Genomic DNA, 21,501 nt, shown 5'->3' on the forward strand with positions numbered 1-21,501 from the left:
GCCAAGATCATTGCTTAATCCCTAAGCAGAACAAGGAACTTGCCATGTCCAAGCAAAAAATCCGCATCCGTCTGAAGGCGTTTGACTACAAGCTGATCGACCAGTCCGCTGCCGAGATCGTTGACACCGCCAAGCGCACCGGCGCTATCGTCAAGGGCCCCGTGCCCCTGCCGACGCGCATGAAGCGTTTCGACATCCTGCGTTCGCCACACGTCAACAAGACGTCGCGCGACCAGCTCGAAATCCGCACGCACCAGCGCCTGATGGACATCGTGGATCCTACCGACAAGACGGTGGACGCCCTGATGAAGCTCGACCTGCCCGCTGGCGTGGACGTCGAAATCAAGCTGCAGTAATACCGGAAGGCAGGCCCGTGAGGGCCTGCCAGAGGGTTTGTAACGCGGACTTGCTTGAAAAAGCAGTCCGCGTTATACTTTAGGGCTTCGCCTTTCTCGCGCCTGCAAAGTTGCGGGACATGGGTGGAGTTTTATTAACCTTCTTTCACGCGCTGGCGCGCAAGTGCTGAGCAAAACGCTGAGGCCAATTGAAGTCGCAGCGGTGAAAGTTTTGGAGAAAACCAATGAGTCTGAGCAACTCCCTCGGGTTGCTGGGTCGCAAAGTGGGCATGATGCGTCTGTTCACCGATGATGGGGACGCAGTGCCTGTCACGGTGGTGGATGTGTCCAACAACCGCGTTACCCAGGTCAAAACCCAAGAGAACGATGGCTACGTGGCCCTGCAGGTCACGTTCGGTTCGCGCAAAGCATCGCGCGTGACCAAGCCAGAAGCCGGTCACCTTGCCAAGGCAGGTGTGGAAGCCGGTGAAATCATCCAGGAATTCCGCGTGACCGCAGAAACCGCTGGCAAGTACGCCGCGGGTGCTGCTGTTCCTGCCACCGATGTGTTTGCCGTGGGCCAAAAGGTCGACGTGCAAGGCACTTCGATCGGTAAGGGCTACGCCGGTACCATCAAGCGCCACAACATGAGCTCGCAACGCGCGTCGCACGGTAACAGCCGTTCGCACAACGTTCCTGGCTCTATCGGTATGGCACAAGACCCCGGTCGTGTGTTCCCCGGCAAGCGCATGACGGGCCACCTCGGCGACGTCACCAAGACCACGCAAAACCTCGATGTGATCCGCATCGACGAAGCGCGTCAACTGCTCTTGATCAAGGGCGCTATTCCGGGCTCCAAGGGTGGGTTCGTGACGGTGCGTCCCGCGATTAAGGCCAAAGCCTCCAAAGGAGCGAACTAATGCAGCTCGAACTCCTGAATGACCAAGGCCAGGGCGCGTCCAAGCTGGACGTTCCTGAGACCGTGTTCGGTCGTGAATACAACGAAGATCTGGTTCACCAGATCGTGGTGGCTTATCAAGCCAATGCCCGCCAAGGCACTCGCGCCCAGAAGGACCGCGAGCAAGTCCGTCACTCGACCAAGAAGCCTTTCAAGCAAAAGGGTACGGGTAACGCACGTGCTGGTATGACCTCCTCGCCACTGTGGCGCGGGGGCGGTCGCATCTTCCCGAATCTGCCTGATGAAAACTTCAGCCAGAAGATCAACAAGAAGATGTACCGCGCAGGCATGTCTGCCATCTTGTCGCAGCTGGCCCGTGAAGGCCGCCTGGCTGTGGTGGATTCGCTCAAGCTCGAATCGCCCAAGACCAAGGTCCTGGCTGACAAGTTCAAGGCCATGAATCTGCAATCGGTGATGGTGATTGCCGATGAAGTGGACGAAAACCTGTACCTGGCTTCCCGTAATCTGGTGAACGTGCTCGTCGTTGAGCCCCGTTACGCCGATCCCGTGTCGCTGGTCCGATTCAAGAAAGTGCTCGTCACCAAGGGCGCGATCGACAAACTCAAGGAGATGTTCGCATGAGCACGCTCAAGTTTGACGAAGGTCGTCTGATGCAAGTGCTGGTCGCTCCCATCGTGTCCGAAAAGGCCACCATGGTTGCTGAAAAGTCCAATGCTGTGACGTTCAAGGTGCTGCAGAACGCTACCAAGCCAGAAATCAAGGCCGCTGTGGAATTGATGTTCAATGTCGAGGTCAAGGGCGTTTCCGTGGTGAACACCAAAGGCAAGACCAAGCGCTTCGGCAAGACCGTGGGCCGCCGCGACAATGTTCGCAAGGCATACGTCACGCTGCAGCCAGGTCAAGAGCTGAACCTGTCCGGGGAGGCTGCTTAATCATGGCCGTTATCAAGATGAAACCCACTTCGCCCGGCCAACGTGCCGTGGTGAAGGTCACGCGTGACCACCTGTACAAGGGTGAAGCGTACGCCCCCCTGCTGGAACCACAGTTCCAGAAGGCCGGTCGTAACAACAACGGTCACATCACCACCCGCCACAAGGGCGGTGGCCACAAGCACCACTACCGTGTGGTGGACTTCAAGCGCAACAAGGACGGCATTCCGGCCAAGGTTGAGCGCATCGAGTACGACCCGAACCGCACGGCCCACATCGCTCTGGTGTGCTATGCCGACGGCGAGCGCCGCTACATCATCGCTCCCCGCAACCTGGAAGTGGGCGCAACCCTGCTGTCCGGTTCGGAAGCCCCGATCCGCGCTGGCAACACGCTGCCTATCCGCAACATCCCCGTGGGTTCGACCATCCACTGCATCGAGCTCAAGCCCGGTGCCGGTGCGCAGATCGCCCGCTCGGCGGGTGCTTCGGCAACCCTGCTGGCCCGCGAAGGCACCTACGCTCAAGTGCGCATGCGCTCGGGTGAAGTGCGCAAGATCCACATCGAATGCCGCGCCACCATTGGCGAAGTGGCCAACGAAGAACACAGCCTGCGCCAACTGGGCAAGGCCGGTGTGAAGCGCTGGATGGGTATTCGTCCGACGGTTCGCGGCGTGGCCATGAACCCGGTGGATCACCCTCACGGTGGTGGCGAAGGCCGCACCGGCGAAGGCCGCCATGCAGTCGATCCTTGGGGCAATCTGACCAAGGGTTATCGCACCCGTAACAACAAGCGCACACAGATCATGATCGTGTCGCGTCGTAAGAAGTAAGGGGTAGCAAATGACTCGTTCTCTCAAAAAGGGTCCGTTTGTTGACCATCACTTGCTGGCCAAGGTCGAGAAGGCCATTGCCACCAAGGACAAGAAGCCAGTCAAGACCTGGTCGCGTCGCTCCATGGTTCTGCCCGAGTTCATCGGCCTGACCATTGCCGTGCACAACGGCAAGCAGCACGTACCTGTCTATGTCACCGACCAGATGGTGGGCCACAAGCTGGGCGAATTCGCCCTGACGCGCACCTTCAAGGGTCACCCCGCTGACAAAAAAGCGAAGAAGTAAGGAACGACCATGTCTGAAACACGTGCAGTCCTCCGGGGCGTCCGTCTGTCGGTCGACAAGGGCCGTCTGGTCGCCGATCTGATCCGCGGCAAGAAGGTCGATCAGGCTCTGAACATCCTGACGTTCACGCAGAAAAAAGCTGCTGGCATCGTCAAGAAGGTTTTGGAGTCGGCCATCGCCAATGCCGAACACAACGATGGCGCTGACATCGACGAACTGAAGGTCAAGACCATCTACGTCGAACAAGGCACCACGCTCAAGCGCTTCACCGCGCGCGCCAAAGGCCGCGGCAACCGCATCAGCAAGCCCACGTGCCATGTGTACGTGACGGTTGGTAACTGAGGCCAAGGAAGACTATGGGACAGAAAATCCATCCTACCGGCTTCCGCCTTGCGGTCAGCCGCAACTGGTCCAGCCGTTGGTACGCTAGCAACCGCGACTTCGCGGGCATGCTGGCCGAAGACATCAAGGTGCGTGAGTACCTGAAGGCCAAGTTGAAGAACGCCGCCGTGTCGCGCATCCTGATCGAGCGTCCTGCCAAGAACGCCCGCATCACCATTTACTCGGCACGTCCTGGTGTGGTGATCGGCAAGAAGGGTGAAGACATCGAGAACCTGAAGAAGGAACTCGCGTCCCGCCTGGGCGTGCCTGTCGCAGTGAACATCGAAGAAGTGCGCAAGCCCGAAATTGATGCCAAGCTGATCGCCGACAGCATCACGCAGCAGCTCGAAAAGCGCATCATGTTCCGCCGCGCCATGAAGCGCGCGATGCAGAACGCCATGCGTCTGGGTGCCCAGGGCATCAAGATCATGTCGTCCGGCCGCCTGAACGGTATCGAAATCGCACGTACCGAGTGGTACCGCGAAGGCCGTGTGCCACTGCACACCCTGCGCGCCGACATCGACTACGGCACCTCTGAAGCCAAGACCACCTACGGTGTGATCGGCGTCAAGGTCTGGGTCTACAAGGGTGACACGCTGGGCCGCAATGACCTGCCCGCCGTGGAAACGCCCCGTCCAGACGAAGAGCGCCGCCCACGCGGTCCACGCCGCGATGGCCGCCCAGGTGGCGACCGTGCCGGTGCAGGCCGTGGCCCACGTCGTCCTGTCGGTGGCAACACCGCGCCGGCCGATGGCAGCGACAAGCCAGCAGAAGCTGGTGGCGCTGATAACACCGCCGTTAAGCGCGTACGCAAAGTCGCCGCGCCCGCTACAGCAGCGGACGGTAAAGGAGAATAACTATGCTGCAACCTGCTCGCCGCAAATACCGCAAGGAGCAAAAGGGCCGTAATACCGGTGTCGCAACGCGGGGTGCCTCCGTTGCGTTCGGTGACTTCGGCCTGAAGTGCACGGACCGTGGCCGTCTGACGGCCCGCCAGATCGAGGCTGCACGCCGTGCAATCTCCCGTCACGTGAAGCGTGGCGGCCGTATCTGGATCCGCGTGTTCCCGGACAAGCCAATCTCTACCAAGCCCGCAGAAGTGCGTATGGGTAACGGTAAGGGCAACCCCGAGTACTACGTGGCCGAAATCCAGCCCGGCAAGATCGTGTTCGAAATCGTCGGCGTGCCCGAAGAGCTGGCCCGTGAAGCGTTCCGCCTGGCTGCTGCCAAGCTGCCGCTGCGCACCACGTTCGTCAGCCGCCACCTTGGCGCGTAATTCAGGAGAACAAGCAATGAAGACTACTGAACTTCGCCAAAAAGACGTCGCCGGTATCGAAGCCGAAATCAAGGCTCTGCAGAAGGCCCATTTCGGCCTGCGCATGCAGAAGGCTACGCAGCAACTGGGTAACACCAACACGCTGCGTACCACCCGCCGCGACATCGCCCGTGCCAAGACCATTCTTGCTGAAAAGCAAGCCGCCAAGTAAGGAGCCCACATGACGGAACCTAAAAAATCCCTCAAGCGCACCTTGATTGGCAAGGTGGTCAGCGACAAGCGTCAAAAGACCGTGACCGTGCTGGTCGAGCGCCGTGTGAAGCACGAGCTCTACGGCAAGATCGTGGCCAAGTCGAGCAAGTACCACGCCCATGATGAAAAGGGTGAGTACAAGCTGGGCGACACGATCGAAATCACCGAGAGCCGTCCGCTCTCCAAGACCAAGAACTGGGTGGCTACCCGCTTGGTGCAAAAGGCCGGCCTGCTGTAAGACGCAGCGCTGCATTGAAGCCCGGGGCAAAACCCCGGTCTGCAAGGCCCTTCAAAACGACCCACAATGTGGGTCGTTTTGCTTTGTGGGCGCCCTTTTGGAACGCTCAGGCAAATTTGCCGGGCCAACCCTGGCCCGGGCCCCTCACCCCCATCTATCTATTCCCAAGGAGATAACAATGATCAAAGTCGGTGACACCCTGCCTGCCAGCACGCTGATGGAATACTCGGAAGTCGAAGGCGAAGGCTGCTCCATTGGCCCGAACCCCGTGCCGGTGGACAAGGCCACGGCAGGCAAGACCATTGCCCTGTTTGCGTTGCCTGGCGCCTTCACGCCCACCTGCTCGGCCAAGCATGTGCCCGGCTACGTGGAGAAGGCCGCCGAGTTCAAGGCGGCAGGCGTGGATGAAATCTGGTGCGTGAGCGTGAACGACGCCTTCGTGATGGGCGCCTGGGCGCGCGACCAGAAGACCGACGGCAAGGTGCGCATGCTGGGCGACGGCGATGCCACGTTCGCCAAGGCCACCGGCCTCACGCTGGACCTGACGGGCAAGGGCCTGGGGCTGCGCAGCAACCGCTATTCGATGCTGGTGCGCGATGGCAAGGTGGTCACGCTCAATGTGGAAGCCCCTGGCAAGTTCGAGGTGAGCGACGCCGCCACCTTGCTGGCCCAAGCCCAGGGCTGATCGGCTTCTTAGTGCTATTGATGTGATAGCTGCTGACGCTCACTGGGTGGGCGTTAGCAGCCTGGAACGTCAAAAAATATCGACCTTGAGGTAGTGCGCCCCGGCAATGGGGTTGTGGTAGTAGGGCGGAATCTCCTCAAAGCCCAGGTCGGTGTACAGCGCGCGCGCGGACTCCATCTCGTCCAGCGTGTCGAGCAGGACGCAGGCATAGCCCGCCTGCCGGGCCCGGTCCAGCATGGCCTCGGCCAGTTCACGTCCCAGCCCGAATCCGCGAAAGGCCTTGCGCACATAGAGGCGCTTCATCTCGCTGGCGTTGGGGTAGTCGGCCATGTCCAGGGGCCGCAGCGCGCAGCAGCCAGCCACGGCGCCTTCCACTTCGGCCAGCAACAGGGCACCGCGCGGCGCGGCATAGTCGCCTGGCAGTTGGGCGAGCTCATTCTCGAAACCCTGGAAACACAGGTCCACGCCCAGCGTGTCGGCGTATTCCCGAAAGATGTCGCGGACCGCATCCATCTCGGCGGGCGAGGCGGGGGACCGCAAGGTGACTGAGGGCTTGTCCAAGGCGCAGGAGGTTCCGAAACGGCGAAGACCGCAGTGTAGCGATTTCGGTCAGAAGCCTGCCGCTGTGGCCAGCGACGACCCCCCCCAAGCGGCCCCCCAGGGCCAGGGCCCAGTGGGCGATGCGGATGGGAAGGCCCTGGATGCGGACGGTGTGCTGCGTCAGGGTGGTGGGGCAAGAGGTGGCCGAGGGGGTCGCGGCCGCATTGTGACGGAGCGCGGCCCAAGCCAGAAGGGCGTCCGCTCTGCGCGGGCTGCTGCAAACCGGCATGCTGCCCGCGGGCCAAAAGGATTTTCCCATCCCGCGAACAAAGGAAACTCCTGATGAAAGCACCCGCCGCACCCGCCCTTGTGACTGCCGCCATGGTGCCCTGCCTGCCCCTGCAAGGCCTGCCACGATAGCTACCGCGCTTAGAACCTGTTCAGGATCTAAGCAGGGAACAACCTCCTGACCGGCTGCGCCGCTTCCCTGGTTTGGGCCCCGCCAGTTGCATGCACCAGCTATCAAAACTGATAGCTATTGGCGCAATCTCCGCAAGTCAAAAGGGCAGATTTCGGATGAAGTCGGTTGTTCTTTGGAAAGACTGAAGCCGCTCAGGTCTCTGCCAGCAGCTTCTCGATGAGCTGGTGCAGCTCGGGGAAGTTGGGCGCGCCGACGTAGGTCTTCACGATCTCTCCGCGCTTGTTCACGATGAAGGTCGAGGGCGTGAGGCGCACATCGCCCCAGGCCTTGGCCACGCCGCCGGTGTTGTCGATGGCCACCTGGAAGGGCAGCTTGCGGGTTTCGGCAAAGTTGACCACGTAGCTGGGCGGGTCGTAGCTCATGGCCACGGCCAGGGTGTCAAAACCTTTGGCGTTGTACTTGTTGTAGGTGGCGACGATCTCGGGCATTTCGGCCACGCAGGTGGTGCAGCTGGTGGCCCAGAAGTTCACCAGGGTGACCCGACCCTGGAGGTCGGCGGTGGATTTGCTCGTGCCGTCCAGCAACACGAAGGTCGATGCGGGGGCCTGGGCACGGCCCGTGTTCAGGGCCACATAGGCGCCCACGGCCACCATCACTGCCACCACCCCGCCCACTGCCCAATGCTTGATCGCCATGACTGCACCATCCATCCAGAAAAGAAATTGGGGGTTTGAGGCCCATCCCGCATTGTGCCGGAGGGCGCTCCCACGGAGTGGTCGAGTCGATCTGCCCGCAAAAGTTCGCGGTGCAAAGACACTGAAGCGGCGCCGTCGCCCGCCCTGCCGATAATCGTCCCGATGAAATGGACATTGACCGGGGCGCTGGCCCTGCTGCTGGCGGGCTGCAGCCCCGCGCTGAACTGGCGCACCGTGCCGCTGCCCGAGGCCGACCTCACCCTCCTGCTGCCCTGCAAGCCCGACCAGGCCACCCGCAGCGTGGAGCTGGCCGGGGCGCCCGTGGAGCTGGCCATGGTGGGCTGCGATGCCGATGGTGCGACGTTTGCGGTGTCCCATGTGGCGCTGGCCGATCCGGCCCAGGCGGGTGCGGCGCTCACCCACTGGCGCGCGGCCGTGCTGGCGCGCCTGGGGCCCCAGGCTGCCACCTCGGCGGCCGACACCCCCTACACACCGCGCGGCGCCTTGCCCCTGCCGCAGTCGGTGCGCGTGGTGGCCCAGGGTCAGCGCGCCGATGGCTCGGTGGTCACGGCGCAGGCCGTGTGGTTTGCGCGTGCGGCAGGCCCCCAGGTGCGGCTGGTTCACGCGGTGGTCTACAGCCAGAAGCCCCGTCCCGAGGTGGCCGAGCAGTTCTTTGCCGGCCTGGCGCAGCCATGAGCAGCGTGCTGCCTAGGCGCTCGGCCGTCATTGTCTTCCTGGCCTTTGCCTTCGCTTATTTCCTCTCGGCGCTGGTGCGTGCGGTCACGGCCACGCTGGCGCCCACCCTGGCGGCGGAGTTTGCGCTGCAGGCCCGTGACCTGGGGCTGCTGGCCGGGGGCTACTTCCTGGGCTTCTCGGCCACGCAGCTGCCGCTGGGCGCCTGGCTGGACCGCCATGGCCCCAAGAAGGTCGCGCTGGGGTTTCTGGGCGTGGCGGTGGTGGGCAGCCTGGTGTTCTCGGTGGCCACGGGGTTTTCGGGCCTGCTGGCTGGGCGCGTGCTGTGCGGCGCGGGCGTGAGCGCCTGCCTGATGGCGCCGCTCACGGGCTACCGCCGCTGGCTGGAGCCCGTGGCCCAGATGCGGGCGAACTCGTGGATGCTGATGACCGGCTCGCTGGGCATGGTGGCCTCTACCTTGCCGGTGCAGTGGGCCTTGCCGCTGGTGGGCTGGCGCCCGCTGTTTTGGGGGCTGGCGGTGCTGATCGCGTTGTCGATGGGGGTCATTGCCCTCTGGGTGCCGGGCTGGGGCACAGCCCCGGCAGGAAAGGCCGATGAAGACGCCGCAGCGGCCGCGCCCCCGGGCTATGGCGTGGTGTGGCGCCACCCTTATTTCCAGCGCCTCGCGCCGCTGGGGTTCTTTTGCTACGGCGGCATGGTGGCCATGCAGACCCTGTGGGCCGGGCCGTGGATGCAGCGTGTGGCGGGCTACACCGCGCTGGAGGCGGCCACGGGGCTGTTCTGGATCAATGTCTCCATGCTGTGCACCTTCTGGACCTGGGGCATGGTCAACCCCTGGCTGCTGCGCAAGGGGTTTGGCGCCGACCGGCTGATGGCCTGGGGCCTGCCGCTGTGCCTGGTGGTGCTCTTGGGCATCATCCTGGCCGGGCCGCAGGCGGGGGGCGGCGCCTGGGCGCTGTTCTGCGTGTCGTGCACCTTTGTGTCGCTGTCGCAGCCCGCGGTGGCGATGGCGTTTCCGCAGGCGCTGGCGGGGCGGGCGCTGTCGGCCTACAACCTGGTGATTTTTGCGGGCGTGTTCGTGGTGCAGTGGGGCATCGGCCTGGCCGTGGATGCCTTTGCGGGGGCCGGCCTGGCCACGGTGCCCGCGTTCCAGGCGGCCATGGCGGCGTACCTGGCGTGCAACGCGAGCGCCTATGTGTGGTTCCTGCTGCGGGGGCGGCGCCATAATGTGCTGCCAACCCCTGCACCATGAAGACTTACGCCCCTCCAGACGAAACCACGGACCGCGTCCTTGTGCCAAGCGGTTCGTTGCTCTGCCCTGTGGTGCGCAAGTCATGACCATGAGCCCCACCAGCATCCTCATCATTGCCCACGCCCCGCTGGCCCATGCGCTGCGCGAATGTGCCCTGCACGTGTTTGCCGACTGCGGTGACAGCGTGGCTGCGCTGGATGTGCAGCCCAACCAGCCGCCCGAAGAGTCGCTGGCCCAGGCGCGCATCCTGCTGGAGCAGCTGGGCACCGATTCCACCCTGGTGCTGACCGACGTGTTCGGCGCCACACCGTGCAACGTGGCCCAGCGCCTGGTCGATGGCGTGCGCACGCGCCTGGTCACGGGCGCCAACCTGCCCATGCTGCTGCGCGCCGTGAGCTACCGGGCCGAACCCCTCGACTCCGTGGTCAGCCGCGCGGTGGTGGGGGGCACCCAGGGGGTGATGCAGGTGGCCATCTCCGCACCGCAGAACCAGAACCGCCGCAACCGACATGATCAAGACCCGTACGACCATCAGCAATAAACTGGGCCTGCATGCCCGCGCCTCGGCCAAGCTCACCAAGCTGGCCGGCAGCTTCCCCTGCGACGTATTCATGAGCCGGGGCGAACGCCGCATCAACGCCAAGAGCATCATGGGCGTGATGATGCTGGCCGCCGGCCTGGGCTCCGAGGTGGAGCTGGAAACCAATGGCGACCGCGAGCAGGAGGCCATGGATGCCCTGCTGGCGCTGATTAACGACAAGTTTGGCGAGGGCGAATAAGCCCGCCGACCGTGCTCTTTTGGATTTTCTGAACCCGTGACACCCCCATGACCTTCTCCGTCCACGGTCTCGCCGTTGCACGCGGCATCGCCATCGGCCGCGCCGTGCTGGTGGCATCGAGCCGCGTGGATGTGGCGCATTATTTTGTCGAGCCTGCGCAGGTCGAGGGCGAGATCGAGCGCGTGCGCCAGGGCCGCAACGCCGTGGTGGAGGAACTGCAGCGCCTGCAGACCGACATGCCCGCCGACGCGCCGCACGAGCTGACCGCGCTGCTGGATGTGCACCTGATGCTGCTGCAGGACGAGGCCCTCACGGGTGGCGTCAAGCACTGGATCACCGAGCGCCTGTACAACGCCGAATGGGCGCTCACAACCCAATTCGAGGTGATTGCGCGCCAGTTCGACGAGATGGAGGACGAGTACCTGCGCGAGCGCAAGGCCGACCTGGAACAGGTGGTCGAGCGCATCCTGCGCTACATGAAGGGCGTGGCCAGCCCCGTGGCGCCACCCGCCAGCAGCCCTCGGCGCAAGACGCAACAGGACCTGCTGCTCGACGACACCGTGGACGTGCCCCTGGTGCTGGTGGCGCACGACCTGTCGCCGGCCGACATGCTGCAGTTCAAACAGAGCGTGTTCGCCGGCTTCGTGACCGACGTGGGCGGCAAGACCTCGCACACCGCCATCGTCGCGCGCAGCATGGACATCCCGGCCGTGGTCGGCGCGCGCGCGGCCAGCCAGCTGGTGCGCCAGGACGACTGGGTCATCATCGACGGCGATGCGGGCGTGATCATCGTCGACCCTTCGCCCATCATCCTGGCCGAATACGGCTTCCGCCAGCGCCAGGTGGAGCTGGAGCGTGAACGCCTGGCGCGGCTGCGCCACACGCCCGCCATCACCATCGACGGCCACAAGATCGAGCTGCTGGCCAACATCGAGCAGCCCGGCGACGCCGCCGCCGCCGTGCGTGCGGGCGCCGTGGGCGTGGGGCTGTTCCGCAGCGAATTCTTGTTCATGGGCAAAAGCGGCAACCTGCCCGGCGAGGACGAGCAGTACCGCGCCTACTGCGAGGCCATCGACGGCATGCAGGGCTTGCCCGTGACCATCCGCACCATCGACGTGGGCGCCGACAAGCCGCTCGATAACAAGGCCCACAAGGACAACTACCTGAACCCGGCCCTGGGCCTGCGCGCCATCCGCTGGAGCCTGGCCGACCCGGCCATGTTCCGCACCCAGCTGCGCGCCGTGCTGCGCGCGGCGGCGCATGGCAAGGTGAACCTGCTGTTCCCCATGCTCGCACACACCCACGAGATCCAGCAGACCCTGGCACAGGTGGACCTGGCCCGCGCCGAGCTGGATGCGCGTGGCGAGCCCTACGGCCCGGTGCAGCTGGGCGCGATGATCGAGGTGCCGGCGGCGGCGCTCATGGTGCGCACCTTCCTCAAGTATTTCGACTTCCTCTCGATCGGCACCAACGACCTGATCCAGTACACGCTGGCCATCGACCGTGCCGACGAGGCCGTGGCGCACCTGTACGACCCGCTGCACCCCGCCGTGCTGCGCCTGGTGGGCGACGTGATCGCCGAGGGCGAGCGCCAGGGCAAGAGCGTGTGCGTGTGCGGCGAAACGGCGGGCGACGTGACCATGACGCGCCTGCTGCTGGGCCTGGGCCTGCGCAGCTTCTCCATGCACCCCGCGCAGATCTTGGCCATCAAGCAGGAGGTGCTGCGCGCCGACACCCGCAAGCTCGCGCCCTGGGCGCAGCAGGTGATCGGCGGCGAGGAGCCCGCCGCGTTGCTGGCAACGTAGGATCCTGAACAGGGCTTGCGCCCACAGGGAGGCACTGCGCATGGGCCCACCGGGCCGGTGCCCCGCCCGAACCCGTTGTGCGCAAGGCTTACTGAATTCATAGCTGCCAGCGCTTGCTGGATAAGCGCTGGAGGTCAATTTGGCTCATATTTCCGTAGCGCCTGCAGACATTTCTCTCGTTGATTCGCAGGAGGCCCTGAAGCGCCTGCTGGCCACGCTGGGCCTGGTGGTGCTGGGCAACAGCAGCATGTACGTGGTGTCGGTGGTGCTCCCGGCCGTGCAAAGCGAGTTCGGCGTTGGCCGTGCCAGTGCCTCACTGCCCTACACGCTGATGATGGTCTGCCTGGGGTTGGGCGGCTTGCTCACGGGCCGGCTGGCGGACCGCCACGGCCTCACGCCCGTGCTGTGGCTGGGCGCGCTGGCCGTGTTCGGCGGCTTCGTGGGCGCCAGCCTGTCGGGAAGCATCTGGGCTTTTGGCCTGGCGCACGCGGTGATGGGCTTTATCGGCAGCTCGGCCACCTTCGCGCCCCTGCTGGCCGACACGGCCCTGTGGTGGAACCGGCGGCGCGGCATCGCGGTTGCGGTGTGCGCCAGCGGCAACTACGTGGCGGGAGCGGTCTGGCCGCCCATCGTGCAGTACGGCATCGACACCGTGGGCTGGCGGCCCACCTACATGGCGCTGGGCGTGGCTTGCGGCCTGGGCATGCTGGTGCTGTCGCTGCGCATGCGCCAGCGCCCGCCGGCCATCCAGGCCGCAGTGACAGGTGCGCACAACATGCCTATGGACCGCACCCGCCCTTTTGGCCTGGCGCCGGGCACCGCGATGGCACTGCTGTGCGTGGTCGGCGTGGCCTGCTGCGTAGCCATGGCCATGCCCCAGGTCCACATCGTGGCCTATTGCACCGACCTGGGTTTTGGTGCCGCGCAGGGCGCGCAGATGCTGTCGCTGATGCTCGCCTGCGGCATCGTGAGCCGCCTGGTTTTTGGGCTCGTCTGCGACCGCATCGGCGGCATCCGCACCCTGCTGCTGGGGTCGGCGCTGCAGGGCATCGCGCTACTGCTGTTTCTGCCCTACGACGGGCTGGTGCCGCTGTATGTCATCTCGGCGCTGTTCGGTTTGTTCCAGGGCGGCATCGTGCCCACCTACGCCATCATCGTGCGCGAGTATTTCCCGCCCGCCGAGGCCAGCGTGCGCGTGGGCGCTGTGATCATGGCCACGCTGGTCGGCATGGCGCTGGGCGGCTGGCTGTCGGGGTTCATCTTCGACATCAGCGGCAGTTACCACGCGGCCTTCCTCAACGGCATCGGCTGGAACCTGCTGAACCTGTCCATCACCGGCTGGCTCTTTCTGCGCTTGCGCAAGGAGCTTGGGCAGACCAGGGCGCAGCCGGCATGATGGATTCGCTATCTAAATAGGAGCTTGTTGCGCTGAGTGGACGGGCGCTGGAGGCGAATGCGGCGCCGCATCCGGGGCGCGCAGACCCACGATGCTCCAGTGCACATCGGCACGCCCCTGCGCATCGCCCCGTGTGCCGTGGTGCACCAGGGCCAGGCCGTGGCGCGCACCCAAGGCCATCGTCTCTTCGGCAGAGACATCGAACATGCGCCGCCCTGCCGGCACCGGCCCGTGCCGCAGCGAGATCACCAGCAGCGCGCCCGGCGCCAGCAGTTCGGCCACGGCGGGCATGGCGGCGGCACGTTCGGCATCGTCCAGGTGCATCCACACGGCGGTCAGCAGGACGAGGTCGAAGCGCCGGCCACCGGCCCGCAGCACGGCCAGCGCGGGCAGGTGGTCGTCCACCCATTCGATGGGCAGCCCCGCATGGATGCGCTGCCCTGCCTGCCGCAGCCCCGCCGTGGGCTCGGCGGCCACCACCTGGTGGCCCGCCCGTGCCAGCGCCGCAGCATCCCGGCCCGAGCCCGCGCCGATGTCCAGCACCCGGCTGGGCGCGGGCGGGTACAGGTGCAGCGCGCTGCCATGCACGTCGGCAAAGGTGATGCTTTCATACTGCGCCGCCAGGGCCGCGGGATCGGCGCCATAGCCAGCGGTGCCCGGCACGTGGGGATGAGGGGGAAGGGCGGTGGTCATGCACGCGCGATTGTGCCCTGCATGCCTGCGCCAGAGCGCCGATAAATTGCTATTGAAATCAGAGCTGCTGGCGCTTTCCAGCGTTGCGGTAAACAACGATTTTTCTCAAGCGCCCCACGCAAGAGGGGCCCCCTTACTTCGCCCGCATGCCCAGGATGGCCGCACCGATGATCATCACCGTCGCCAGCGCGATGCTGGCGCTGAACGTTCGCCCGCTCACCACGATCAGCAGGGCGGTCGAGGCCAGCGGCGTGATGTAGCTCAGGATGCCGATGTGCCGCGCGTCGCCGAGCTTGAGCGCCTTGTCCCACATAAAAAACGAGGCCCCCAGCGGCCCCAGGCCCAGCACCGCCAGCAGCATCCAGTCGCGTGGCTGCAGGTGGGCGGCCGGCTCCAGGGCGGCATGGCACAGCAGCGACAGCACGCCCGACACCAGCCCGAACAGCCCGATGGCCGTGGTCGGGAAGGCCGCCACGCGCTTGGTCAGCAGCGAATAGGTGGCCCAGATGAAGGCCGCCGCCAGCGCAGGCAGGTAGCCCCAGGCCAGCGTGCCGCTGAGTTCGCGCCCGCCCACGATGGCGATGGCCGCCCCGCCAAAGCCCAGCAGCGCGGCCAGCACATGCGGCCAGCGCAGCGCCACGCCGGGCAGCACCACGGGCGCGAGCACCACGATGAACAGCGGCCAGAGGTAGTTGACCAGGTTCGCCTCCACCGGCGGCGCATGGCGCAGCGCGATGAACAGCAGGAAGTGGTAGGCGAACAGTCCGTACACACCCAGCGCCAGCGTGCGCAGAGGAATGCGCCACTGCGACGGGTCCCGCAGCACAAAGGGCCAGGCCGGCATGCTGCCGATGATGAGCGCGATGCCGGTCAGCAAAAACGGCGGCACATGGGTGAGCGACACGCCCAGCGAGGCGAGGGAGGCCCACAGGGCGATGGCGCCCAGGGCATAGAGGTTGGCTTGCATGGGGGCACTGTAAGCGTGCCAGGCATCGCGCAACGATGGCTTGTCGTCGCCATCCTGCGGTCTTGGAGCGGGTTTGGGCCGGTCAGCCGCGGCGCAGCGCGGCCGTCAGGGCCGAGGGCGAGCGGTAGCCGGTGCGCCGCGCCACCTCGGCCACGGACATGCCGCCCGAGCGCAGCAACTGGGCATGTTCCAGCCGCAGGCTGCGCAGCCAGGCCATGGCGCCCTGGCCCTGCTCTTCGCGGCAGCGGGCGGCGAACTGGCTGGGGCTCAGGTGCACCTGCGCCGCCAGGTCGGCCACGGTAATTTCGGTGTGCCATTGCCGTGCCGCCCACTGTTGCAAGGCAGGCCAGTCGATGGGGCGGCGGCGCGTGGCGGGGGGCGGTGTGGATTCAGGGCGCCAGCCGGCCAGCCAGGCCTCGCGCAGCAGCGCGGGGCCGTGGGCCAGCGCGAGCGGTCGGCCCTGCTGCAATGCGCTGGCCAGATAGTGCGCCAGGGGCAGGGCCTGGGCTGGGGGCGGCGTGGCGTCGTGCCGGCCCGTGCACAGCGCCCAGGCTGGATGCGCGCTGTCGAGCACCAGGCACAGGCTGCCATGGAGGGATTCAAAGTCATGGTGGTCCCCGGGGGCAATGACACAGCCTCCCCCGGATGCCACCCGCACGCTGCGCCCTTCCACCTCCAGTTCCAGCGCGCCAGACAGGCCGAGCAGGATCTGGAAGTGGTCGTGGCTGTGGCTGCCGGGGGAGGCGCCGTAGCGGCGCAAGGAGAGCTGGTCGGAGGTATCCATGGACTGCAAAAGGTCGGCACCGGATTTTGCTGCAACGGCCCGAGAAGCTCCAGGGGGCGGCCTGGGGGCGTGCGTGATGGCCATGGAGGCGTGCCATTTATTGCTTCGCGGTTTGAATTTATGTTGCTAGAGTGAATTTGAACATTGAGCAACAAGGAATTCATATGGTTTCAAATGCAGGTGTGGCACCGCCTGCAGAGCTTGCAGGGGGCAGTCCCGACGAGTTGTTGTCGTGCCTGCTCATCGTGGCCAAGGCCCATGGCTTGCCGTCCACCCCCGAGGCGGTGATGGCGGGCTTGCCCGCTGACAACCACCGGCTTACGCCCGGGTTGTTTGCACGCGCTGCGCGTCGTGCGCACATGAGCAGCCGGCTGGTGCGTGCACCCCTGGCGCGGGTCAGGGATGCCTTGCTGCCCGCGGTCCTGTTGTTGCAGGGCGAGCGCGCCTGTGTTTTGCTGGGCTGGAGCGAGGGACGCAGCGAGGCTCTCGTCGTGCTGCCCGAGCTGGGGGATGCGCCGATCCAGGTATCGCGCGCCGCGCTGGAGGCGGACTACCTGGGGACCACGGTGTATGTGCGCCCCTCGCAGCGGTTTGATGCGCGGGCGCCGCAGGTGAGGGCGGGCCGCCACGGGCACTGGTTCTGGTCCGTGCTCAAGGAGAACCATGGCCTGTACCGCGATGTGCTGCTGGCCGCGCTGCTGGCGAACCTGTTCGCTCTGGGCATGCCCATTTTCACGATGAACGTGTACGACCGTGTGGTGCCCAACAACGCGGTCGATACCCTGTGGGTGTTGGCGCTGGGGCTGTCCATCATGCTCCTGGGGGACTTGGTGCTGCGCACCCTGCGGGGGCGGTTTGTAGACTTGGCCAGCAGCCGCGCGGATGTAAAGCTGTCGGCCCATATCATGGAAACGGTGCTGGGCACGCGCATGGAGCAGCGGCCTGCATCCGCAGGGTCGTTCGCGTCGAACCTGCGGTCCTTCGAGTCGGTGCGGGACTTCATCAGCTCGGCCTCGGTGGTCGCGTTCATTGACCTGCCCTTCGGGTTGATTTTTGTGGTGGTGATCGGCTGGATTTCCTGGCCCATGCTGATCCCGCTGGCCATCGGGGCCCTGCTGATGCTGCTGTACGCCCTGGCCGTGCAGGGGCGCATGCATGAGCTGTCCGAGACCACCTACCGCGCCGGTGCGCAGCGCAACGCCACCTTGGTCGAGGCCCTGGTCGGTTTTGAGACCGTGAAGGCGTTGGGGGCCGAGGCACCCCTGCAGCGCAAGTGGGAGCGCAGCACGGCGTTGCTGGCGCGGGTGGGCGTGCAGTTGCGCCTGCTCTCGGCCACGGCCAGCAACAGTTCGGCGTTTCTGCAGCAGCTCATCAACCTTGTGATCGTGATCCTGGGGGTGTACATGATTGGCGAGCGCCAGCTCACCATGGGGGGGCTGATCGCCTGCACCATGCTCGCGTCCAGAGCCATGGCCCCGGTGGGGCAGGTGGCAGGGCTGCTGGTGCAGTACCACACGGCGTCCACCGCGCTGACTTCGCTCAACGAGATGATGAAGCGCGAGGTGGACCGGCCCGAAGGGGCCAGTTTCATCAGCCGGGGGCGGCTCCAGGGGGGCATCGAGTTCCGCGACGTGAGCTTTACCTACCCGGGGCAGCAGGCGGCGTCGCTGCGCAACGTGACACTGAACATCAAGCCCGGGGAGCGGGTGGCCATCCTGGGGCGCATCGGTTCGGGCAAGACCACGCTGCAGAAGCTGATCCTGGGGCTGTACCGGCCCACGGCGGGTGCCGTGCTCATCGACGGGATTGATCTGCGCCAGCTGGACCCTGCCGAGCAGCGCCGGCAGATGGGGTATGTGCAGCAGGATGTGATGTTGTTCTATGGCTCGCTGCGCGACAACATCACAATGGGGGCTCCGCTGGCCGACGACGAGTCCGTTGTGCGGGCGGCCGAGATTGGCGGCATCCTGCCCCTCATCAATGCGCACCCGCAGGGGTTTGACATGCTGGTAGGCGAGCGCGGGGAGTCGCTGTCCGGGGGGCAGCGCCAGGGGGTCTCGATTGCCCGTGCCGTGATCAAGGACCCCGCCGTGCTGCTGCTGGATGAGCCCACCGCGTCCATGGACCATTCGAGCGAAGAGGACATCAAGCGTCGCCTGGCCGATTTTTCCAAGGGCCGCACGCTGGTGCTCATTAGCCACCGGACTTCGCTGCTGGAACTGGTGGACCGCATCATCGTGATGGATGCCGGCCGCGTGGTGGCTGACGGGCCCAAGGAGCAGGTGGTGCTGGCCCTGCGGCAGGGGCGCATCGGAAAGGCGGTGTGACATGGCTGAACTCAACGAGAAGGCCTTCCACCAGATCGGACGGGCCGTCAAGACGGGCGGGGCTGCCAGCGACTCCATCTTCGGCCGCATGGTCAAGCGGCTCACGCCAGCAGGGGCGGCCGAATCTCTGGACTGGGCGGACGACGCAGACTGGGCGCGGTTGCAGCAGGAGCCCCTGCGGGCCCGCCTGCTGCTGCGTCTTGCGGTTCTTTTTCTGCTGCTGCTGGTGTTCTGGGCCGCGTATGCCGAGCTGGACGAAGTGACGCGCGGCGATGGCAAGGTGGTGCCTACGAGCCAAGTGCAGGTCATCCAGAGTGTGGATGGCGGCATTGTGGAGGAGCTGCCCGTGCGCGAGGGGCAGGTCGTGGAAGCAGGCCAGCTGCTGCTGCGTGTGGATTCCACCCGCTTCCTGTCCACCATGCTCGAAAGCCGCGCCAGCCTGCTGGCCTTGCAGGCCAAGGCCTTGCGCTTGCAGGCCCTGACCCAGGGCGGTACCTTCGTTCCGCCGCCCGAGCTGCTGCGCGACGCACCGGACATCGTGGCGCAGGAAATGCGCCTGTACCGCTCGCGGCGTGAGGAGATCAGCGCGCAGGTGTCCATTTCGCAGAACCAGCTGATGCAGCGGCAGCAGGAGCTCAACGAAGTGCGCGCGCGCAAGGAGCAGGCAGAGCGGGGGCTGGAACTGATGCTGAGGGAACTCAATGCCACCAAGCCGATGGTGGCCACGGGAGCCGTCTCCGAGGTCGAGGTGCTGAGGCTCGACCGCGAGGTGGCGCGGTTGCGGGGAGATCGAGAACAGGCGGACGCGCAGATTTCCCGAGTCCAGGCGGCCATTCAGGAGGCTTCCAGGCGCATCGAGGAAGTGCAGCTCACGGCACGCAACCAGATGAGCGCCGAGCTGTCGGAAACCATGAGCAAGCTCTCCAGCATGTCGGAAGGCGGGCGCGCCCTGGCCGACAAGGTCAAGCATGCCGATATCCGCTCTCCCGTGCGCGGCACGGTCAAGCGCCTTCTGGTCAACACTGTGGGTGGGGTGGTGCAGCCCGGCAAAGAGGTGGTGGAAATCGTGCCCTCGGACGACGCCTTGATCCTGGAGGCGCAGGTAAGCCCGCGCGACATTGCCTTCCTGCATCCGGGCCAGGAAGCCATGGTCAAGTTCACAGCCTATGATTTTTCCATCTACGGCGGGCTGGTGGCCGACGTGGTGAATATCAGTGCAGACTCGGTGGTCGATGAAAAAGGCAATGCCAACTACCTGGTGCGCGTGCGCACACGCAAGGCCAGCCTGGGGGCCAATCTGCCCATCATTCCCGGGATGGTGGCGCAGGTGGACATCCTGACAGGCAAGAAGACGGTGCTGGCCTATCTTCTCAAACCCGTGTTGCGTGCCAAGGCCAACGCCTTGTCGGAGAGGTGAGAGCCATGCGTCACTTTTTGGCCAGCGATGCTGCGCAGCCGTCAGACCGCTGGTGGACGGCCTTTCCCCAGGGGGCCTGCTTTGGAAAAGCCGGCAGGCCTGCGTTGGTGGAGGCGTTGCAAAAGGCGGATGGAGCGCCCGCCACAGCGTGGCTGAGCACGGAGTATTCCGATTGGCCCGAACTGCTGCGCACGGTGCTTGCGCAAGCTCCTGCTGCCCGCGTGGTGGTGGTGTCCTGTGTGCCCGACGACCGCGAGGGGCTGCGTGCCATCAATGAGGGCGCACGGGCGTACTGCCATCTTTTTGCCATCCCCGAAATGCTGCAGGAGGTGGCACTGGTGGTGCAGCATGGCGGCCTGTGGGTGGGGCCAACGCTGGTGGCACGCCTGGCGGCGGCCACCTGGAGCCTGGGGGCCTTGCAGGCCTCGCCGCAGGGCCAAGAAGGGCTGCTGCAGTTGCTGTCGTCGCGTGAACTGGAGGTGGCCCAGGCCGTGGCCCGGGGCCTTTCCAACAAGGAAATTGCCGAAAAATTGTTCATCTCGGAGCGGACGGTCAAGGCGCACCTTGGGGCGACCTTCGAGAAGCTCCACGTGCGGGATCGCGTGCAACTGGTGCTGCGCCTCAACCAGGGGGCCAATGGCCATGCCTGACAAAGACAACCATCTGCTGAGTTCCTCCGACGCGGGGCTGGCCCGGGTGACGGAGGATCTGATCGAGCTGCTGATAGCTCGGGGCGCCATCCGCTTCACCGACCTGCCGCTGGCGGCACAGAACAAGCTGCTGGAGCGCAAGGAAACCCGCGCACGGCTGAGCAATAGCCTGGATCTATTGGGAGAAGACTCCGGCAACGAAACGATTTGAGGGCCCAGGGGCGCAATGCCCCAAAAGTGGACCTAAGTCCAATGGTGAGCCAACGGCCCTGTCGGTAGCCTTCACAGCTATCAGTCACATGCCGTACCTCTGCGCAAGAAGCACAGAGGTTTCTGCTTCACCGGAGCATTCTCATGTCTCAAATCGCCACCGTCGTAGCCGTGACCGGCACGGCATTTGCAGTCGATGCCAATGGCAATCGCCGCGCCCTCAAAGCGGGGGATTTTCTGCAAAAAGGAGAGGTTGTCCAAACCCCGGCGGGCTCCAGGGTGGAGCTGCTGATGGACGATGGCAAGGTGCTGGCCGTAGCGCCCGAGCAGAGCATCAAGCTCGACGAAAGTACCACGCAGACCGCAGAGCGTCCCACGGCGCAGGATGCGAGCGTGGCCCAGGGCACCATCGACACGGTGATCCAGGCGCTGGAGCGTGGGGGCGACCTGAACGCGCAGTTGGACGCCACGGCGGCCGGCCTTGGCGGCGGTGGTGGTGGCGAAGGCGAGGGCAGTAGCTTCGTGCAGTTGCTGCGCATCTTCGAAGGGGTGGATCCCCTGGCCTATCTCTACAGCTTCACACCCCAGTCGGCGCCGCAGATCGATGTGAATCCGCTGGCTGTGTTGGCTCTGGACACACCCGCGCCGGCCCCGGCACCCGCACCAGCGCCAACGCCCGTGCCGCCGGCCCCGCCGCCGGCCCCGAACCCTCCTGTGCCTGCGCCCCCTCCTCCACCCGC

At 65.4% G+C, this 21,501-nt stretch carries 28 protein-coding genes; 23 read left to right on the plus strand and 5 right to left on the minus strand.

The window, feature by feature from the left end; all coding sequences use genetic code 11:
• The first annotated feature begins 44 nt into the window (after positions 1–44).
• The 12 genes from rpsJ to DBV10_RS21315 all read left to right on the plus strand — a co-directional run bounded on the left by rpsJ (position 45) and on the right by DBV10_RS21315 (position 6,131).
• The gene (gene rpsJ, locus DBV10_RS21260) at positions 45–356 is read left to right on the plus strand and encodes a 30S ribosomal protein S10 (protein ID WP_005796953.1); all 312 of its coding nucleotides are present in this window, start codon (positions 45–47) and stop codon (positions 354–356) included.
• A gap of 224 nt (positions 357–580) precedes the next feature.
• Complete coding sequence (gene rplC, locus DBV10_RS21265) at positions 581–1,255, plus strand: 50S ribosomal protein L3 (protein WP_124515556.1); 675 nt, start codon at positions 581–583, stop codon at positions 1,253–1,255.
• Positions 1,255–1,875 carry a 50S ribosomal protein L4 gene (gene rplD / locus DBV10_RS21270; protein ID WP_060986771.1) on the plus strand — a complete coding sequence of 207 codons (621 nt, stop codon included), beginning with the start codon at positions 1,255–1,257 and terminating at the stop codon, positions 1,873–1,875. Before rplC ends, rplD begins: the two co-directional genes overlap by 1 nt.
• Entirely contained in the window at positions 1,872–2,186 is a 315-nt protein-coding gene (gene rplW / locus DBV10_RS21275) for a 50S ribosomal protein L23 (RefSeq protein WP_124515557.1), read from the plus strand. The genes rplD and rplW overlap by 4 nt, the downstream gene beginning before the upstream one ends.
• 2 nt (positions 2,187–2,188) lie before the next feature.
• A complete protein-coding gene (gene rplB / locus DBV10_RS21280) occupies positions 2,189–3,013 on the plus strand; it encodes a 50S ribosomal protein L2 (protein WP_007847814.1) in 825 nt (274 codons plus the stop codon).
• A 10-nt stretch (positions 3,014–3,023) separates the two neighbouring features.
• Positions 3,024–3,299, plus strand: a complete 276-nt coding sequence (rpsS, locus tag DBV10_RS21285) for a 30S ribosomal protein S19 (RefSeq protein ID WP_003059413.1) — start codon at positions 3,024–3,026, stop codon at positions 3,297–3,299.
• 9 nt (positions 3,300–3,308) lie between these two features.
• Positions 3,309–3,641 carry a 50S ribosomal protein L22 gene (gene rplV / locus DBV10_RS21290; RefSeq protein WP_005796970.1) on the plus strand — a complete coding sequence of 111 codons (333 nt, stop codon included), beginning with the start codon at positions 3,309–3,311 and terminating at the stop codon, positions 3,639–3,641.
• A 14-nt stretch (positions 3,642–3,655) separates the two neighbouring features.
• Entirely contained in the window at positions 3,656–4,537 is an 882-nt protein-coding gene (gene rpsC, locus DBV10_RS21295) for a 30S ribosomal protein S3 (RefSeq protein ID WP_124515558.1), read from the plus strand.
• Positions 4,538–4,539: 2 nt separating this feature from the next.
• Positions 4,540–4,956, plus strand: a complete 417-nt coding sequence (gene rplP / locus DBV10_RS21300) for a 50S ribosomal protein L16 (RefSeq protein WP_015012190.1) — start codon at positions 4,540–4,542, stop codon at positions 4,954–4,956.
• Positions 4,957–4,972: 16 nt separating this feature from the next.
• Positions 4,973–5,167 (plus strand): 50S ribosomal protein L29, encoded by a 195-nt coding sequence (rpmC, locus tag DBV10_RS21305; protein ID WP_008906429.1) that lies wholly within the window; start codon positions 4,973–4,975, stop codon positions 5,165–5,167.
• Between the two features lie 9 nt (positions 5,168–5,176).
• Entirely contained in the window at positions 5,177–5,446 is a 270-nt protein-coding gene (gene rpsQ / locus DBV10_RS21310) for a 30S ribosomal protein S17 (protein WP_124515559.1), read from the plus strand.
• Between the two features lie 178 nt (positions 5,447–5,624).
• A complete protein-coding gene (locus DBV10_RS21315) occupies positions 5,625–6,131 on the plus strand; it encodes a peroxiredoxin (protein ID WP_124515560.1) in 507 nt (168 codons plus the stop codon).
• Between the two features lie 69 nt (positions 6,132–6,200).
• On the opposite strand, the gene DBV10_RS21320 is transcribed toward DBV10_RS21315, so the two are convergent.
• Together DBV10_RS21320 and DBV10_RS21325 are read right to left on the minus strand one after the other, a co-directional pair.
• Positions 6,201–6,692, minus strand: a complete 492-nt coding sequence (locus DBV10_RS21320; RefSeq protein WP_124515561.1) for a GNAT family N-acetyltransferase — start codon at positions 6,690–6,692, stop codon at positions 6,201–6,203.
• Positions 6,693–7,283: 591 nt separating this feature from the next.
• Positions 7,284–7,787 (minus strand): peroxiredoxin, encoded by a 504-nt coding sequence (locus tag DBV10_RS21325; protein WP_124515562.1) that lies wholly within the window; start codon positions 7,785–7,787, stop codon positions 7,284–7,286.
• Positions 7,788–7,949: 162 nt separating this feature from the next.
• Between DBV10_RS21325 and DBV10_RS21330 the strand changes: the two genes are divergently transcribed.
• The 6 genes from DBV10_RS21330 to DBV10_RS21355 all read left to right on the plus strand — a co-directional run bounded on the left by DBV10_RS21330 (position 7,950) and on the right by DBV10_RS21355 (position 13,713).
• Complete coding sequence (locus DBV10_RS21330; protein WP_124515563.1) at positions 7,950–8,483, plus strand: hypothetical protein; 534 nt, start codon at positions 7,950–7,952, stop codon at positions 8,481–8,483.
• Positions 8,480–9,733: an MFS transporter gene (locus DBV10_RS21335; protein ID WP_124515564.1), complete on the plus strand. Its 1,254-nt coding sequence runs from the start codon at positions 8,480–8,482 to the stop codon at positions 9,731–9,733. The genes DBV10_RS21330 and DBV10_RS21335 overlap by 4 nt, the downstream gene beginning before the upstream one ends.
• An 88-nt stretch (positions 9,734–9,821) precedes the next feature.
• The gene (locus tag DBV10_RS21340) at positions 9,822–10,274 is read left to right on the plus strand and encodes a PTS sugar transporter subunit IIA (protein WP_124515565.1); all 453 of its coding nucleotides are present in this window, start codon (positions 9,822–9,824) and stop codon (positions 10,272–10,274) included.
• Positions 10,243–10,512, plus strand: coding sequence for an HPr family phosphocarrier protein (locus DBV10_RS21345; protein ID WP_124515566.1), 270 nt, complete (start codon positions 10,243–10,245; stop codon positions 10,510–10,512). Before DBV10_RS21340 ends, DBV10_RS21345 begins: the two co-directional genes overlap by 32 nt.
• A 47-nt stretch (positions 10,513–10,559) precedes the next feature.
• Positions 10,560–12,317 carry a phosphoenolpyruvate--protein phosphotransferase gene (gene ptsP, locus DBV10_RS21350; RefSeq protein ID WP_124515567.1) on the plus strand — a complete coding sequence of 586 codons (1,758 nt, stop codon included), beginning with the start codon at positions 10,560–10,562 and terminating at the stop codon, positions 12,315–12,317.
• Between the two features lie 139 nt (positions 12,318–12,456).
• Positions 12,457–13,713, plus strand: coding sequence for an MFS transporter (locus tag DBV10_RS21355; protein WP_233590010.1), 1,257 nt, complete (start codon positions 12,457–12,459; stop codon positions 13,711–13,713).
• A 12-nt stretch (positions 13,714–13,725) separates the two neighbouring features.
• Here the strand turns inward: DBV10_RS21355 and DBV10_RS21360 are convergent, their stop codons facing one another.
• The 3 genes from DBV10_RS21360 to DBV10_RS21370 all read right to left on the minus strand — a co-directional run bounded on the left by DBV10_RS21360 (position 13,726) and on the right by DBV10_RS21370 (position 16,157).
• On the minus strand, positions 13,726–14,406 hold the full coding sequence (locus DBV10_RS21360) for a bifunctional 2-polyprenyl-6-hydroxyphenol methylase/3-demethylubiquinol 3-O-methyltransferase UbiG (RefSeq protein WP_124515568.1): 681 nt from the start codon (positions 14,404–14,406) through the stop codon (positions 13,726–13,728).
• A 133-nt stretch (positions 14,407–14,539) separates the two neighbouring features.
• Positions 14,540–15,373 carry a DMT family transporter gene (locus tag DBV10_RS21365; protein ID WP_124515569.1) on the minus strand — a complete coding sequence of 278 codons (834 nt, stop codon included), beginning with the start codon at positions 15,371–15,373 and terminating at the stop codon, positions 14,540–14,542.
• Between the two features lie 82 nt (positions 15,374–15,455).
• Complete coding sequence (locus DBV10_RS21370; protein WP_124515570.1) at positions 15,456–16,157, minus strand: AraC family transcriptional regulator; 702 nt, start codon at positions 16,155–16,157, stop codon at positions 15,456–15,458.
• Between the two features lie 164 nt (positions 16,158–16,321).
• Between DBV10_RS21370 and DBV10_RS21375 the strand changes: the two genes are divergently transcribed.
• The 5 genes from DBV10_RS21375 to DBV10_RS21395 form a co-directional block, all read left to right on the plus strand.
• Positions 16,322–18,484, plus strand: a complete 2,163-nt coding sequence (locus DBV10_RS21375) for a type I secretion system permease/ATPase (RefSeq protein ID WP_124515571.1) — start codon at positions 16,322–16,324, stop codon at positions 18,482–18,484.
• Position 18,485: 1 nt separating this feature from the next.
• Complete coding sequence (locus tag DBV10_RS21380) at positions 18,486–19,901, plus strand: HlyD family type I secretion periplasmic adaptor subunit (RefSeq protein WP_124515572.1); 1,416 nt, start codon at positions 18,486–18,488, stop codon at positions 19,899–19,901.
• Positions 19,902–19,906: 5 nt separating this feature from the next.
• Positions 19,907–20,551 carry a response regulator transcription factor gene (locus DBV10_RS21385; RefSeq protein ID WP_124515573.1) on the plus strand — a complete coding sequence of 215 codons (645 nt, stop codon included), beginning with the start codon at positions 19,907–19,909 and terminating at the stop codon, positions 20,549–20,551.
• Entirely contained in the window at positions 20,544–20,762 is a 219-nt protein-coding gene (locus DBV10_RS21390) for a hypothetical protein (protein WP_124515574.1), read from the plus strand. Before DBV10_RS21385 ends, DBV10_RS21390 begins: the two co-directional genes overlap by 8 nt.
• 143 nt (positions 20,763–20,905) lie before the next feature.
• The coding region (locus tag DBV10_RS21395) for a retention module-containing protein (RefSeq protein ID WP_124515575.1) at positions 20,906–21,501 on the plus strand (596 nt) is incomplete at its 3' end.

Origin of the sequence: Acidovorax sp. FJL06 (assembly GCF_003852545.1) — a bacterium.
Taxonomy (GTDB): domain Bacteria; phylum Pseudomonadota; class Gammaproteobacteria; order Burkholderiales; family Burkholderiaceae_C; genus Acidovorax.